Annotated in this window: 16 protein-coding genes; 7 read left to right on the forward strand and 9 right to left on the reverse strand. The window is 71.6% G+C overall.

Translation table 11 applies throughout. From position 1 onward, the window contains the following. Positions 1 to 105 precede the first annotated feature (105 nt). From ABZS58_RS43800 to ABZS58_RS43815, 4 genes are all read left to right on the forward strand, one after another. A complete protein-coding gene (locus ABZS58_RS43800) occupies positions 106 to 864 on the forward strand; it encodes a carboxymuconolactone decarboxylase family protein (RefSeq protein WP_354790010.1) in 759 nt (252 codons plus the stop codon). Positions 865 to 878: 14 nt separating this feature from the next. Next, a complete protein-coding gene (locus ABZS58_RS43805) occupies positions 879 to 1,901 on the forward strand; it encodes an aldo/keto reductase (protein ID WP_354790012.1) in 1,023 nt (340 codons plus the stop codon). A 76-nt stretch (positions 1,902 to 1,977) separates the two neighbouring features. After that, the gene (locus ABZS58_RS43810) at positions 1,978 to 2,856 is read left to right on the forward strand and encodes an aldo/keto reductase (protein ID WP_354790013.1); all 879 of its coding nucleotides are present in this window, start codon (positions 1,978 to 1,980) and stop codon (positions 2,854 to 2,856) included. Between the two features lie 164 nt (positions 2,857 to 3,020). Continuing rightward, positions 3,021 to 4,277 (forward strand): ammonium transporter, encoded by a 1,257-nt coding sequence (locus ABZS58_RS43815; RefSeq protein ID WP_354790014.1) that lies wholly within the window; start codon positions 3,021 to 3,023, stop codon positions 4,275 to 4,277. Here ABZS58_RS43815 and ABZS58_RS43820 read toward each other — a convergent pair. Further along, positions 4,261 to 4,494 carry a hypothetical protein gene (locus ABZS58_RS43820; RefSeq protein ID WP_354790015.1) on the reverse strand — a complete coding sequence of 78 codons (234 nt, stop codon included), beginning with the start codon at positions 4,492 to 4,494 and terminating at the stop codon, positions 4,261 to 4,263. The two genes, ABZS58_RS43815 and ABZS58_RS43820, sit on opposite strands and share 17 nt — an antisense overlap. 865 nt (positions 4,495 to 5,359) lie before the next feature. Continuing rightward, on the reverse strand, positions 5,360 to 6,004 hold the full coding sequence (locus ABZS58_RS43825) for a TetR/AcrR family transcriptional regulator (RefSeq protein ID WP_354790016.1): 645 nt from the start codon (positions 6,002 to 6,004) through the stop codon (positions 5,360 to 5,362). Between the two features lie 105 nt (positions 6,005 to 6,109). On the opposite strand from ABZS58_RS43825, the gene ABZS58_RS43830 reads away from it, so the two are divergent. Next, a complete protein-coding gene (locus ABZS58_RS43830; RefSeq protein ID WP_354790017.1) occupies positions 6,110 to 6,727 on the forward strand; it encodes an SRPBCC family protein in 618 nt (205 codons plus the stop codon). A 78-nt stretch (positions 6,728 to 6,805) separates the two neighbouring features. On the opposite strand, the gene ABZS58_RS43835 is transcribed toward ABZS58_RS43830, so the two are convergent. The 3 genes from ABZS58_RS43835 to ABZS58_RS43845 are packed head-to-tail and all read right to left on the reverse strand — an operon-like array spanning position 6,806 to position 9,292. Continuing rightward, positions 6,806 to 7,891, reverse strand: a complete 1,086-nt coding sequence (locus tag ABZS58_RS43835; RefSeq protein WP_354790019.1) for a HAMP domain-containing sensor histidine kinase — start codon at positions 7,889 to 7,891, stop codon at positions 6,806 to 6,808. 14 nt (positions 7,892 to 7,905) lie between these two features. Next, positions 7,906 to 8,574 (reverse strand): response regulator transcription factor, encoded by a 669-nt coding sequence (locus ABZS58_RS43840; RefSeq protein WP_354790021.1) that lies wholly within the window; start codon positions 8,572 to 8,574, stop codon positions 7,906 to 7,908. 34 nt (positions 8,575 to 8,608) lie between these two features. Continuing rightward, entirely contained in the window at positions 8,609 to 9,292 is a 684-nt protein-coding gene (locus ABZS58_RS43845) for a VanZ family protein (RefSeq protein ID WP_354790022.1), read from the reverse strand. Between the two features lie 259 nt (positions 9,293 to 9,551). On the opposite strand from ABZS58_RS43845, the gene ABZS58_RS43850 reads away from it, so the two are divergent. Beyond that, positions 9,552 to 9,821 (forward strand): hypothetical protein, encoded by a 270-nt coding sequence (locus ABZS58_RS43850; protein WP_354790024.1) that lies wholly within the window; start codon positions 9,552 to 9,554, stop codon positions 9,819 to 9,821. A 32-nt stretch (positions 9,822 to 9,853) separates the two neighbouring features. Here the strand turns inward: ABZS58_RS43850 and ABZS58_RS43855 are convergent, their stop codons facing one another. Then, a complete protein-coding gene (locus ABZS58_RS43855; RefSeq protein ID WP_354790026.1) occupies positions 9,854 to 10,510 on the reverse strand; it encodes a 4'-phosphopantetheinyl transferase superfamily protein in 657 nt (218 codons plus the stop codon). A 253-nt stretch (positions 10,511 to 10,763) separates the two neighbouring features. Between ABZS58_RS43855 and ABZS58_RS43860 the strand changes: the two genes are divergently transcribed. Beyond that, positions 10,764 to 11,987 (forward strand): cytochrome P450, encoded by a 1,224-nt coding sequence (locus ABZS58_RS43860; RefSeq protein ID WP_354790027.1) that lies wholly within the window; start codon positions 10,764 to 10,766, stop codon positions 11,985 to 11,987. Positions 11,988 to 12,090: 103 nt separating this feature from the next. Here the strand turns inward: ABZS58_RS43860 and ABZS58_RS43865 are convergent, their stop codons facing one another. The 3 genes from ABZS58_RS43865 to ABZS58_RS43875 all read right to left on the reverse strand — a co-directional run. Beyond that, the gene (locus ABZS58_RS43865; protein WP_354790029.1) at positions 12,091 to 12,300 is read right to left on the reverse strand and encodes a DUF5988 family protein; all 210 of its coding nucleotides are present in this window, start codon (positions 12,298 to 12,300) and stop codon (positions 12,091 to 12,093) included. A gap of 90 nt (positions 12,301 to 12,390) precedes the next feature. Next, positions 12,391 to 12,795: a hypothetical protein gene (locus tag ABZS58_RS43870; protein WP_354790030.1), complete on the reverse strand. Its 405-nt coding sequence runs from the start codon at positions 12,793 to 12,795 to the stop codon at positions 12,391 to 12,393. A gap of 107 nt (positions 12,796 to 12,902) precedes the next feature. Next, on the reverse strand, positions 12,903 to 14,202 hold a 1,300-nt coding region (locus ABZS58_RS43875), incomplete at its 5' end, for a hypothetical protein (protein ID WP_354790031.1).

A 14,202-nucleotide genomic window follows, 5' to 3' on the forward strand; every position in this document is an offset into this window, starting at 1 on the left:
GATCCAGCCGTGACGACCTGGACCGATGACGAGGGCTCCGTCGTCGGCGCCGGGGCGGCCCCGGTGACCATCCGCCCGGTCCCGAACTCCTGAAGGACGGTCCACGTGGCTCCCGACGAACAAGCCCGCAAGCACCACGACGAACTGTTCCCCGGCCATGTCTCGACGCTTGCCGTCACCGACCCGGAACTCATCGACCACTTCGACAACTTCGCGTTCGACGAGGTGCTGCGCCACGGCAACCTGGACACCCGCACGCGGCTCATGGTGCAGCTGGCCGGGCTGATCGCTGTCCAGGGCCTCAGTGAGTACCGGGTCATGCTCGGCGCGGCCCTGACGGTCGGGGTCACGCCGGTCGAGGTCAAGGAGGTCGTGTACCAGGCCGTGCCGTACGTGGGCATGGGCAAGGTCTTCGACTTCCTGCACGCCACCAACGACGTCCTCACCGCACACGGCGTCGAGCTGCCCCTGGAAGGACAGTCGACGACGACACCGGAGACCCGGGCGGAGCGGGGCCTGGCTGTCCAGAAGGCGATCGTCGGCGCCGACCTGGTCGAGGCCATGTACGCCGGCGCACCCGCCGACACGCTGCACATTCAGCAGTACCTGTCCGCGAACTGCTTCGGCGACCACTACACCCGCGCCGGCCTCGACCTGCGCCACCGGGAACTGCTCACGTTCGCGATGCTCATCGCGATGGGCGGCTGCGAACCGCAGGCGAAGGGCCACGTCGCCGCCAACCTCAACGTCGGCAACGACCGCGCCGGCCTGATCAGCGTCGCCACACAGCTGCTGCCGTTCATCGGGTACCCGCGCACCCTCAACGCGATCCGTCTCATCGACGAGGTCATCCCGGCCTCCTAGGCAAGGAGCACAGCATGGAACACCGCCCGCTCGGCCGCACCGGCGTGTCCGTCAGCAATCTGTGCCTCGGCACGATGATGTTCGGTGCCTGGGGCACCAAGGACCACGACGAGAGCATCCGCATCATCCACCGGGCCCTGGACGCCGGGATCAACTTCGTCGACACCGCCGACGTGTACTCCCAGGGCGAGTCCGAGGAGATCGTGGGCAAGGCGCTGAAGGGGCGCCGCGACGACGTGGTGCTCGCCACGAAGTTCTTCATGCCGTTCGACGACGACCCGAACCACCGCGGCGGGTCCCGTCGCTGGATCATGACGTCGGTCGAGAATTCGCTGCGGCGGCTCGGCACCGACCACGTCGACCTGTACCAGATGCACCGCTACGACCCCGCCGTCGACCTCGACGAAACCCTCGGCGCGCTCACCGACCTCGTGCGGGCCGGCAAGGTCCGCTACATCGGCCACTCCACGTTCCCCGCCTCCGCGCTCGTCGACGCGCAGTACGTGGCCCGCGACCGCGGCCGCGAACGGTTCGTCACCGAACAGCCCACGTACTCGATCCTCACCCGCAACATCGAGCACGAGATCCTGCCGTTGGCTGCCCGGTACGGCATGGGCGTGCTCTCCTACAGCCCGCTCGCCGGCGGCTGGCTGTCCGGCCGGTACCGCAAGGACGACCACTCGGGACCGATGTCCGAGGCCCGCAAGCGGCTCGCCAACCGGTTCGACCTCTCCCTGCCCGAGAACCAGCGCAAACTCGACGCCGCCGACGCCCTGGCGAAGCTCGCCAGCGACGCCGGGATCAGCCTGATCGAGCTGGCCATCGCGTTCGTTCTGCGCCACCCCGGGGTCACCTCGGCGATCATCGGACCGCGCACCATGGAGCACCTCGAGTCCCAGCTCACCGCAGGCGACGTCACCCTGGCCGGACACGTGCTCGACCGCATCGACGAGATCGTCCCGCCAGGCGTCACCCTCAACCCCGCCGACAACGGCTGGGTCAACCCGCACCTGCAGCCGAGCGCCCGCCGTCGATGATCACCCGCGGCGGCTCGCGGCAGCCCACCCCGGGACCGGCGGACAACGAGCAGGACGACCCGCAAGGAGAACCCTCATGACCACCATCCCGCAGTTGACGCTCAACAACGGCGTCCAGATGCCCGCGCTCGGGTTCGGCGTCTTCCAGACCCCGCCCGACGAGACCCGCGCCGCGGTCGCCGCGGCCCTCGACGCCGGCTACCGGCACATCGACACCGCCGCCGCGTACGGCAACGAACGGCAGGTCGGGGAGGCGGTGGCCGCGTCCGGCGCGGACGTGTTCCTGGAGACGAAGATCTGGATCAGCGACTACGGCTACGACGAGACGCTGCACGGCTTCGACAAGAGCGCCGCAAAGCTCGGCGTCGACCGGATCGACCTGCTCATCCTCCACCAGGCCCTGCCTTCGGAGTTCGGCAGGACCCTCGAGGCGTACCGCGCCCTGGAAACCCTGTACGCCGACGGCAAGGTCCGGGCCATCGGCGTCAGCAACTTCATGGTCGAGCACCTCACCGCGCTGCTGGACAAGGCGACCGTGGTGCCCGCGGTGAACCAGATCGAGGTACACCCGTACTTCACCCAGCCCGACGTCCAGGCGTTCGGCGCCGCGCACGGCATCCTGACCCAGGCGTGGTCACCGATCGGCGGCATCACCTTCTACCGGGACAGCGGCCACCGAAGCACCCTGGACGACCCGGCGATCGGCGGCATCGCCACGACGCACGGCCGGACCCCCGCACAGGTGATGCTGCGCTGGCACCTGCAGCAGGGTCGCTCCGCGATCCCCAAGTCGACGAACCCGGAGCGGATCGCCGAGAACCTCGACATCGCCGGCTTCGAGTTGTCCGCCGAGGAACTCGCCGTGCTCGACGGCCTGGACACCGGCCGCCGCGGCGGTCCGGAACCCGCCGACATCACCCTGGCCGCCTTCGGCCGGCCGATACCCGAAGCCTGACCGGCGAGCCGTCACGGGGTCGGTGAGCCGTTCGGGTCGCGCGTGTCACGCAGGAAACATGTTCGAAACGACGCTGAACAACGGGTGAAACGCGGGACCGCGACGCTGCATGCCACGCGATCAATGGCGATCACGGACCACACGCGGAAGGGGAGGGGTCCGGGATGCCGGAGGGGTTCAGCGCGGGTGACACCGCCTGGCTGCTGGTGAGCGCGGCACTGGTGCTGCTGATGGTGCCGGGCCTGGCACTGTTCTACGGCGGCATGGTGCGGATCAAGAGCGCGCTCAACATGCTCATGATGTCGTTCGCCTGCCTCGCCGTAGTCACCGTCGTGTGGGTGGTCGCCGGCTACTCCCTCGCGTTCGGCACGGACACCGGCGGCCTGATCGGCTCCCTCGAACACGCCGGGATGGCCGGGATCGGGCCGAAGGATCTCACCGGCTCCGTGCCGACGATGGCGTTCGCCGGGTTCCAGCTGATGTTCGCCATCATCACCGCGGCACTGCTGAGCGGGGCGATCGCCGACCGCGCGAAGTTCGGCTCATGGATCGCGTTCGTCGCGATCTGGGTCCTGGTGGTGTACGTGCCGATCGCGCACTGGGTGTTCGGCGGCGGCTGGATCGCCTCCCACCTGCGCATCCTGGACCTCGCCGGCGGCACCGTCGTGGAGGTCAACTCCGGCGCGTCGGCGCTCGCCCTCGCCCTGGTGCTCGGGCCGCGGCTCGGGTTCCGCACCGAGGCGATGCGCCCGCACAGCCTGCCGCTGGTCATCCTCGGGGCCGGGCTGCTGTGGTTCGGCTGGTTCGGCTTCAACGCCGGATCCGCGCTCACCACCGGCGGCGTCGCCTCCACCGCCTTCTTCAACACGCAGGTCGCCGGGGCCGCCGCGGTCGGCGGCTGGCTGATCGTCGAACGCTGGCGCGACGGCCACCCGACCACCCTCGGCGCCGCCTCCGGCGCGGTCGCCGGCCTCGTCGCGATCACCCCGTCGTGCGGCTCCGTCAACCCGCTCGGCGCCCTCGCCATCGGCGTCGTCGCCGGCGTCGCCTGCTGTTACGCCGTCGGCCTCAAGTACAAGATGGGCTACGACGACTCGCTCGACGTCGTCGGCGTCCACGGCGTCGGCGGCCTCATCGGCACCGTGCTCATCGGGGTCCTCGCCACCGCGACGGTCACCGGCGGCGACGACGGGCTCATCTTCGGCGGCGGGCTGGACCTGCTGGGCCGGCAGTCCCTCGCGGTGCTGGTCGTCGCCGTGTACGCGTTCGCCGTCACCTGGCTGGTCGCGAAGGCCATCGACCGGACCGTCGGCTTCCGCGTCGCCCCGGAGCACGAGCGCGGCGGCCTCGACCTCGTCATCCACGCCGAGAGCGCCTACGAGCAGCACGCCACCGCCGGCCGCGTCAGCCACCTCGCGTAACGGGCCGGTCCGCCGAGCGCACGGCCTGCTCGTCGACGGTGATGTCCAGGCCGACACCGCCGCGACGGTGTCCGGCCCCATCCGCGCCCGTAGGTATCCATATCTGTCGAATAGCTTCCGTCAAGGTCAACCAACCACTGACGGAGGCAACGATGAGGTTCTGGCGGTTCACGGCGGCGGCGCTGGTCGCCGGCGCGGCGGCGATCGTGCCGATCACCGCGGCGCATGCGGCGGTCAGCGACGCCGAGCTCGCCTACCGCTGGGCGCCGGTCCACTACCAGGACACGGCGTCGTCCTACCGGGCGGACTACCTGGCGCCGGTCGACTACGACGGCGAATGGAACACCCTGAACAACTGGAACAACCTGGACGCCTACGCCCAGAACCTCACCGGCACCGGCTACTACTCGGTGGTCGAGACCGGCACGCACTGGTTCATCGTGTACGCCTTCTACCACCCGCGGGACTGGAAGACGTTCTTCCCGCACGAGAACGACATGGAGGGCCTGCTGCTGACGGTCCGCAAGGACGGTGGGCTCGGCGTGCTCGAAGCGATGATCACGCTCGCGCACGACAACTTCTACTCCTACGTCCCGGCCGGCGGCACGTACACCGGAAACCGCGAGAACGTCGACGGGCCGCTGCTGACCGAGGTGCACGACGGCGCCGCACACCCCACCTCGTTCCAGGAGGCGAAGGGGCACGGCTGCTACAACTGGTCCGGCGGATCGTTCCCCGGTGGCGACGGCGTGGTCTACCGCCCGAGCCGCGCCGCGGGCACCGTGCCCACCAGCCGCAACGACCGCGATGTCCGCTACCGGCTGGTGGACCTGCTCGCGCCGGGCGGCCTGTGGCAGCGTCGCGGCAGCAACCCGCCGTTCGGCGAGTACGGCGCCTTCGCCGGCGACGACTTCCAGCGCAACGCCGCGCACACGCCGTGGGCGTGGGACGACAAGACCGACGGCAGTGACCTGCAGGCTGGTGCCATCGCCACCGACCCGGCGTATCTCGTGTCGCAGTACTTCAGCGGACTGGGGCAACTTCAGCCTGACCTACGTGCGGAACGCCTACCGCGCCTGACGTCAGCCGCGCTGCAGGGCTTCGACCTCGTCGGCGAACAGCAGGGCGGGGTCGAAGCCCATGCCGGTGAAGTGGCCGGCGAGCTCCAGGGACAGGACGCCGTGCATCCGGGTCCAGAACGCCAGCGCCCGGCGCAGTGTCGCGGCCGGCACGGACGGGTCGGGCGCCCAGTGCCGGTGATGGTCGAGGTGTCCCTCGAACGGGCCGCCCGGCACCGGGACGCCGGTCCCGTGGTGCGCGGCGAGGATCACGGTCATGATCTCGCCGGCGATCGCGGTGGTGTCGCCGGGCGCGTGGTAGCCGGGGACCGGGGTGCCGTAGATCAGCAGGTACCGCTGCGGGTCGGCGATCGCCCACGCGCGCACGGCCCGGGCCAGGCCGGCGACGTCGGCGCCGGCGTCGTGGGCCGCGTGGAGGGCGTCGGCGAGGCTGCGGTACGCGTCGCGGATGAGCTCGGTGATCAGCTCGTCCCGTCCGGCGAAGTACCGGTAGAGCGCCGGCCCGCTCATGCCGAGCCGCTGCGCGATGGACTTGAGCGACAGCGCCGCCACGCCGGTCGTGGCCACCTGCTCCCACGCGAGCCGCTTGATCTCCGCCCGCACCTGCGCGCGGTACCGCTCCCGCGGGCCTGCCACCTCTCCGTCCATGGTTACAGGCTATCACCTTTGTTATTGACCCAACGCATCGTTGGTTATAGGGTCTAACTCAAGCGAGCCGGGATAACTCGACTCGTTCGACAGAGGAGAAACGCCATGTCCAGGACCCTGACCGCCGCGCTGCTCGCGATCCCCCTCGCCGTCGGAGCCGCACTCGTCGCGACGCCGGCCGCCGCCCGCACCGCCCCACTGACCTGTGGCGGCCAGGGCGTCGACCCCGCCGCCAAGATCCGGTACCGCACCGAAGCGGTGATCGAGGCGCCCCTGCACACCGTCTGGAACCTGCAGACCGATGTGGAGCGCTGGCCCACCTGGCAGCCACCGGTCGCGAGCATCGAACGCCTCGACGGCGGGCCGCTGCGGACGGGTTCGCGGTTCCGGTGGACGACGCCGGTGCCGCCGACGGCCACCACCCCGGCGACGACCCTGGTCATCACCTCCACCGTGCGGCAGCTGGCCCGCGAACGCTGCATCCGCTGGACCGGACCGGCGGTCGGCGTCGGCCTGGGCATCGACAACGGCGTGCATGTGTGGACCTTCACCGAGGTCCGCGGCGGCGTCCTGGTCCGCACCGAGGAGACCTGGACCGGTGCCCAGGTGGAGGCCGACGTCCCGACCTCCACCACCTATCTCGGCGCCGGCCTCGAAGCCTGGCTGACACACCTCACCGCCGCCGCCGAGGCGGACCCCTGCGCCCGTCCGCACCAGGCCTGAGGAGCGGCCCCGCAGCCTGCCCGTGGCCGTCTCCGCCCGGGCGGTCCCGGTCCTCGTCATCGGCCGGTTCGCTGCTCCTCACGCACCGCGACGCGCCAGCGGCAGCCGCACTGCGACGCGGAGGCCGCCGCCGGCGCGGGCGGTGAGCGTGAGGGTGCCGTCGTGGGCGGTGGTGATGCTCCGGGCGATCGCCAGGCCGAGGCCGACACCCTCGTGAGCGGTGTGCGCCCGTTCGGTGCCGCGCTGGAACGGCTCGACGAACGTGGACACCGACTCCTGGGTCAGTGTTCCGCCGGTGTTCTCGACGGTGAGCACCACGGCGCCGGGCCGGACGCTGGTCGTGACCCACACGGCGCCGTGCTCGGGCAGGTTGTGGACGATCGCGTTGTGGACGAGGTTCGTCGTCAGCTGCAGCAGCAGCGCGGGTGACCCGAGGGCGGGCGCCACGTCGCCGATGGTCTCGACCGAGACGCCGTGCTGCTCCGCCAGGGGGAGCAGCGTCTCGGTGGCCTCCTCCGCCAGCAGGGACAGGTCGACGTGCTCCCGGGGGAACGACCGCCGGTCCGCGCGGCTGAGCAGCAGCAACGCCTCGGTCAGGTTGATCGCCCGGCTGTTGACGGCGCGGAGACGCTCGACGAGCTCGCCCGGGTCCCGCGCCGGGTCCTTGTGGGCCACGTCGAGCAGCGCCTGCGAGATCGCCAGCGGGGTGCGCAGTTCGTGGGAGGCGTTGGCGGCGAAGCGCTGCTGCTCGGCGACGTGCGCCTCGAGCCGTGCGAGCATCGTGTCGAAGGCGTCCGCCAGTTCGCGGAACTCGTCGCGGCGGCCCGGCAGCCGGATCCGGTGGGAGAGCGAGCCGTTCGTGGCCTTGCGGGTGGCGTCCGCGATGCGGGTGAGCGGGGTGAGCATGCGCCCGGCGAGGAACCATCCTCCGACGAGCCCGAACACCAGCAGGAACACCAGCACCTGAGCGGCCCGCGGGGCGAACGCCGCCAGGAGGTCGTCGCGGCTGGGGCTGCGCAGCAACGGCATGCGGGGACCGGGTGCGTCACCTGATGGGTTGGGCACGTAGCGCAGGAGGAACACCCACACGGTGGCGAGCAGCAGGACCCCCGCGAGCATCAGGAATCCGGCGTAGCTCAGCGTGAGTTTGAGGCGGACGCTCACGCCGGGCGCCCTGGTCACGGTCGTGCGGTGTCGATGCGGTAGCCGACGCCGGCGACCGTGGCGATGATCCCGGGTTCGCCGAGCCGTTTGCGCAGCGCCGAGACGGTGATGCGCACGGCGTTGGTGAACGGGTCCGCGTGCTCGTCCCAGGCCCGTTCCAGGAGTTCTTCGGCGCTGACGACACCCCCTTCGGCGTCGACGAGGACCTCGAGCACCGCGAACTGTTTGCGGGTGAGCGCCACATAGCGGCCGTCGCGGTAGACCTCGCGCCGGAACGGGTCCACCCGCAGACCCGCGATCTCCCGCACCGGTGGCCTGTTGTGGGCGCGCCTGCGGTCGAGTGCCCTGATCCGGAGCACGAGCTCCTGCAGGGCGAAGGGTTTCGTGAGGTAGTCGTCGGCGCCGAGCTCGAACCCGGACGCCTTGTCGTCGAGCCGGTCGGCGGCGGTGAGCATGAGGATCGGGATGCCGCTGCCGGAGGCGACGATCCGCCGGGCGACCTCGTCGCCGGAGGGGCCGGGGATGTCCCGGTCCAGGACCGCGATGTCGTAGGAGTTGACGCTGAGCAGCTCCAGGGCGGCGTTGCCGTCCCCGGCGATGTCGGCGGCGATCGCCTCCAGCCGCAGACCGTCACGGACGGCTTCGGCCAGGTACGGCTCGTCCTCGACGATCAGTACGCGCATGTCCGAAGCCTATAAAAGTCGCAGTGCACCCGGATCAGCCTGCCGCTACCGGCGTGGGGCGGGCCGGCGCCCGCCACCAGGGGCGCGACACCAGTGCGGCGAGTGCGGCGCCGGTGGCGTTGACCAGGACGTCGTCCACCGAGGAGACCCGGTCCAGCCGCAGCACGAACTGGGCGGTCTCGACGAGGATCGAGCAGCCCGCCCCGAGCGCCAGGATCCGGGGTACGGAGGCGAGGGCCGCGAACCGCATCGGCGCGAAGCATCCGAGTGCCGCGAAGACCAGCAGGTTGCCGCCGATGCCGATCGGCCCCATCGTGACGAGGTCCCGCAGGGGGACCAGGCTCACCCGGCCGGGGACGACGCCCGCCCCCGGCCCCGGCATCATGGTCATCCACACGAACGGCACCGTCCCGTGGACCATGCCCACCTCGGCCAGCGACATCCGCCACGCCGACGTCCCGGCGGCGGCCCGCCGGCGGTACGCCAGCAGCCACGCCACCAGGACGGCCGCCGGCAATCCGGCCAGCGTCACGAGCACGACACCGTTCTCCGTGTCGTAGCACCCGTGCCACCGCCCGGCCAGGCACGGCGCGGCGGCCATCGTGAGCGGCATCCGCGCCACGTACACGGCGCACGCCAGGCCGGCGGCCGCCAGGCTCAGCAGCACGATCCTGCCCGTACGGCGGGACGACGCCGTCAGGGATTCGCTGTGGTTCATACCGCCATCGAAGCCGGACGCCCGTTGCGGCGGCGTATGCGGTTTTGCATACGCCGGCGATAGGTGCGGCGCCCTGTCGCCGCGTCGTCGGCGGGCCAGCCGCGCGGGCCGTTGCCCGGCGCGCTTTAGCGTCCCTCAAGCGCGGCTCCATGTACTGGGGCTCCCTCCCCTGGAGCGCCCGATGTCATCGATCCGCCCGTTGCTCGCCGCGATCTGGAGGTCTCCCGTCGTGCGGTGGATCCGACGTGGTGTGACGTGGATGGTGACCGCGCTGAGCCTGTTCGGTGCCGCCATCTGGTTGCCGGCGGAGTGGCACCGCCAAGACGCCGAAGCGGACGCTGGGACCGGCGCTGGGACGCGGCACGGAGCGCAGGACGCGCCAGCGCTTCCGGCCTCGCCAGCGCTTCCGGCCGCGCCGGAGGTTCCGGCCTCGCCGGAGCACGACCGGCCGGAACGGTGCCTGACGGCGACCGAGCAGGCCGCCTGGCTCAGCCTCACGGCCTCCCTGAAGGCCGACCAGGAACAATGACCAGCGGCACGAGTCATGACCAGCGGCACGGGTCATGGGACGGTGACGGCGGTCAGCAGAAGGCCCCGCGCGGCCAGGAACCGTCCGTCGAAGCCGCTCAGTGGCGGTCCGCCGTCGGCGCGGCGGCCGTCGACCAGCACCCTCGCCCGGAACGTGCGGGACACCGGATCGATGGTGAGTGCCGCCTCGGCGAAGTCGAGCATCCGGCCGGTCAGCGGATACCACGCCTTGAACACCGACTCCTTGGCGCTGAACAGCAGCCGTCCCCAGTGGACGGTCGGGTCGGCCGCGGTGAGCGCGGCGAGCATGCTCCGCTCCCCGGGCGTGGTCACCGCCACGCCGACGCCGTCCGGCAGCGGCGCGTCCGGCTCGGCGTCGATGCCGACGCCGGCGAGGTCCCCGATCCGGGTGACCGCGGCGCCCCGATAGCCGGTGCAGTGCGTGATGGCGCCGGCCACCCCGGCCGGCCACAGCGGCTCCCGTCGCGGCCCCGCCCCGATCGGCGCCGGCGGAAAGCCGAGCCCGAGCAGCGCCTCGCGGGCGCAGCGGCGAGCGGTGACGAACTCGCGGCGGCGGCCCTCGACGGCCCGCGCGATCAGCCGCTCCTCGCCCGGGAACGGGTCCTCGCCGGGGACGTCGCCGAACGCCTCGACCACGCTCACCGAGGCGGGCAACAGCTGCTCGATCACGTGTCGGCTCCGGCGGGGGCTCGTCGGGGCGGCGTCTCGTCCGCCCGTGCTCGGGGTTCGGGCCGCCAGGATGCGAGCGCCGGCTAAAGCGGCGCTCCACTCGGGGACGACGGGGTTAGGGACGCTTTAGCCGACCGCCCCAAGCTGACGGCGCGGGCCGGCAGGCATCGACTCGCTCGGTTCGGCCATGCGGGCCGCGCAAACCTCCGACTTTGCCGGACGTTGTATTGGTTGCCGATCTGAGGGGTCAGGCATGACGAAACCGTTGGAATTCCCGATCGCGCGCCGCTGTCCGTTCGACCCGCCCGAGGAGTACGCCCAGCTGCGTGCGGAGGAGCCGATCGTCCGGGTGCTGCTGCACCGCATCGACCAGGAGGTATGGCTGGTCACCCGGCACGAGCACGTCCGCGCACTGCTCACCGATTCCAGGCTCAGCTCCGACCGCTTCGATCCGAAGTTTCCGCAGCACAGGATGCTGCAGCAGCAGCTGCGCGAGGGGTTCGCCGGCGCCAGCAAGGCGCTGATCGGTCTCGACCCGCCGGAGCACAACGCGCCCCGGCGGATGGTGGTCAACGAGTTCACCATGCGGCGGGTCACCGGGCTGCGCCCGCGCATCCAGCAGATCGTGGACGAGCGGATCGACGCCATGCTCGCCGCCGGCGACAAGGCGGACCTGTACAACGAGCTGGCCGCGCCGGTGCCGGCCCTGGTGATCAGTGAGTTGCTCGGCGTGCCCGACGAGGACCGCAGGTACTTCCAGGCGCAGACCGAGGTGCTGCTGCAAGTGACCAGCACCCCGGAGGAGCAGTTCGCGGCGGGCGTCGCGCTGAACCAGTTCATGGAGGACCTGGTCACCGGCAAGGAGCGCGACCCCGGCGACGACCTGCTCGGCCGCCTGGTCGTGCGCAACCGGGAGACCGAGGTGTTCACCCACCCCGAGCTGGTCGGCATGGCCATGCTCCTGCTCGTCGCGGGGCACGAGACCGTGTCGAACATGATCGCGCTGGGCACCATCGCGCTGCTGCGCAACCCGGACGCGTTCGCCGAGCTCCGCGACAACCCGGACCTGGTGGTCAACACGATCGAGGAGATGCTGCGCTTCCAGCCGACCACCGACGGCCTGCCGCGCGTCGCCACGGAGGACATCGAGATCGGCGGGGTCACCATCAAGGCGGGTGAAGGGGTGATGTTCTCGCTCACCTCGGCCAACCGCGACGAGCAGGCCTTCCCGAACGCGGACGAGTTCGACGTGCGCCGCGGCGACCGGCGCCATGTGTCCTTCGGCTACGGCATCCACCAGTGCCTGGGGCAGAACCTGGCCAGGGCGCAGCTGGAGATCACCTTCCGGACACTGGCGCGCCGGATCCCCACGCTGCGGCTCGCCGTCGACGTCGATGACCTGCCCTACAAGGAGACGGTCGCGATCAACGGCGTGTGCGCGATCGACGGTGTGTCCTCGCTGCCGGTGACCTGGTGACACGCGCGGGACAGTAACCCCGGCGATCGGGCCGGACAGCATCGAAGGCCGGCACGGAAAGGATTCCTCTCCGTGCCGGCCCTCGCCCGACGTCGGTGCCGCGCTATTCCGCGACCTTCGTGCACATGGTCCAGCGGAAGATCGGCACTCCTGTTTCGGTGAACTCGGCGACCCGTTCGAAATGCTCCCAGCCGTTGGAGAAGCTGAGCTTGACCTTGAGGTCTCCGACCGGGACGAGCGCCGTGCGAAGGCGGTCCGGCATGTGGACCGGGCCGCCTTCGAGACGGCACTCCTCCATGAGTGTTTCGGTCATGGTGTGGCACCTCCTCTGATGGGCCGGCGCGCGGAAGCCCGCCACCGGGCCCGGAAGACCTGGGTGAGCGCTGTTGGACGCTGAGCCGGCTCAGCCGAACAGGAAGATGGCGGCGTCCATCACCTTGTGCGGCTCCTTGATGCGGAGCATGCGGACGCCCGTCCAGCCTTTGTACGGGCCGCTGGCGCCGGTGGCGGCCAGGGTCACCCAGTGGCCCGCCTGGATGTCGTTGCCGTCGATCCAGCCGTCGATGGAGACGGTGCCGTCCGGCAGGACGAGCTCCTCCGTGTAGTGGATCATCACGTGGCCGTCGCCGGGCCGCTGGTACGAGACCTTGCCACGGCCGGTGAGCGTGCCGACCTTGTTGCCTTCGCCGTCGAGCAGCACGGTGTCGTAGGAGTCGGCGTCCCCGACCTCGGGCGTGTCCGGGGAGTTGCCCTCGTAGCGAAGATTGACCAGTTCGGTGAGCCCGGTGAAGACGATGCTGTCGGCCATGGACGTCCCTTCTGCCGCGATCCGGTTCGTGCTGCCAGCATGGGGGCGCCGACTAAAGCGGCTCTACAGGCAGAGGAACCGCCCGCAGGGGTCACGGCGCGGACCGGTCAGTCCAGGTCGGCCCAGCCCCAGGGCTCCGCCGGCCGGCCGTCGGGCTCGCGCCCGAACAGGTGGTCCGCGCTGTCGCCCCGCTGGAGGTCGAATCTTCCCTCGGCCGGCAGCCGATCGGCCAGCAGGGTGACCTGGTCGTCCGCGCCGGCCTCGCGCAGCCTGTCCGTCAGCCCGGCCACCGCGGCCGGGTCGTCGATCGACACGTGGGCGGCGGGCCGGCGCCGGAGCAGCGTCGTGGTCGGTCCGGATGTGCCGATCCTCCGCAACCCACCGAGGAGCCGGGCCACGGCGGCCGGGTCGTCGAGGGGGACGTGCGCGGCGGCGCGGCCGGCAAGCGCGGTGGCCTGGCCGTCCGCGCCCGCGTCGCTGAGCGCCTGCAGCAGCCGGGCCACGAGCGCCGGGTGGTCGAGCGAGACGTCGTCGGCGGCATGGTCGGCGAGCGCGGTGACCTGGTCGTGCGCGCCCGCCCTGCCCAAGCTGTCCAGCAGCCAGGCCACGGCGGCCGGGCGGTCCACGGCGGCGTGGCCGGCGGGGTCGCGGCGCAGGAGTGTGGTGACCTGGTCGTGTGCGCCGATCTCGGCCAGCCGGTCGAGGAGTTGGGCGACGGCGGCCGGGTTGTCGAGGGGGGTGTGCGCGGCGGCGCGGCTGGCGAGTGCGGTGGCCTGGTCGTCCGCGCCGGCGGCGTACAGCCCGTCGAGCAGCCCGGCGACGGAAGCCGGGTCGTCGACGGCGGCGTGGCCGGCGGGGTCGCGGCGCAGGAGTGTGGTGACCTGGTCGTGTGCGCCGATCTCGGCCAGCCGGTCGAGGAGTTGGGCGACGGCGGCCGGGTTGTCGAGGGGGGTGTGCGCGGCGGCGCGGCCGGCGAGTGCGGTGGCCTGGTCGTCCGCACCGGCGCCGTGCAGCCCGTCCAGCAGCCCCGCGACGCGCGCCGGGTCGTCGACGCGGACGTGGGCCGCGGCGCGGTCGGCGAGCGTGGTCACCTGCCGGTCCGCGCCGATCTCGGCCAGCCGGTCCAGCAGCTGGGTCACGGCGAAGGCGTCGTCGAGCGGGGCGTCGCCGGCGGCGCGGTCGGCGAGTGCGGTGACCTGATGGTCCGCGCCGACGCCGCGGAGTCCGTCGAGGAGTGCGGTGATGGCGGCCGGGTCGTCGAGGCTGGTGTGGTGGGCGGCGCGGTTGGCGAGTGCGGTGACCTGATCGTGCGCGCCGACGCCGCGGAGTCCGTCGAGGAGTGCGGTGATGGCGGCCGGGTCGTCGAGGCTGGTGTGGTGGGCGGCGCGGTTGGCGAGTGCGGTGACC

Origin of the sequence: Dactylosporangium sp. NPDC005555 (genome assembly GCF_040605635.1) — a bacterium.
Classification (GTDB): Bacteria; Actinomycetota; Actinomycetes; order Mycobacteriales; family Micromonosporaceae; genus Dactylosporangium.

Bases quoted from the DNA above. Each gene is read 5' to 3' on its own strand.
- ABZS58_RS43850 (WP_354790024.1), top strand. From the start codon at position 9,552: ATGGTGACCGCGCTGAGCCTGTTCGGTGCCGCCATCTGGTTGCCGGCG.
- ABZS58_RS43805 (WP_354790012.1), top strand. From the start codon at position 879: ATGGAACACCGCCCGCTCGGCCGCACCGGCGTGTCCGTCAGCAATCTG.
- ABZS58_RS43860 (WP_354790027.1), top strand. From the start codon at position 10,764: ATGACGAAACCGTTGGAATTCCCGATCGCGCGCCGCTGTCCGTTCGAC.
- ABZS58_RS43870 (WP_354790030.1), bottom strand. From the start codon at position 12,795: ATGGCCGACAGCATCGTCTTCACCGGGCTCACCGAACTGGTCAATCTT.
- ABZS58_RS43825 (WP_354790016.1), bottom strand. From the start codon at position 6,004: ATGGACGGAGAGGTGGCAGGCCCGCGGGAGCGGTACCGCGCGCAGGTG.
- ABZS58_RS43830 (WP_354790017.1), top strand. From the start codon at position 6,110: ATGTCCAGGACCCTGACCGCCGCGCTGCTCGCGATCCCCCTCGCCGTC.
- ABZS58_RS43865 (WP_354790029.1), bottom strand. From the start codon at position 12,300: ATGACCGAAACACTCATGGAGGAGTGCCGTCTCGAAGGCGGCCCGGTC.
- ABZS58_RS43840 (WP_354790021.1), bottom strand. From the start codon at position 8,574: ATGCGCGTACTGATCGTCGAGGACGAGCCGTACCTGGCCGAAGCCGTC.
- ABZS58_RS43845 (WP_354790022.1), bottom strand. From the start codon at position 9,292: ATGAACCACAGCGAATCCCTGACGGCGTCGTCCCGCCGTACGGGCAGG.
- ABZS58_RS43810 (WP_354790013.1), top strand. From the start codon at position 1,978: ATGACCACCATCCCGCAGTTGACGCTCAACAACGGCGTCCAGATGCCC.
- ABZS58_RS43815 (WP_354790014.1), top strand. From the start codon at position 3,021: ATGCCGGAGGGGTTCAGCGCGGGTGACACCGCCTGGCTGCTGGTGAGC.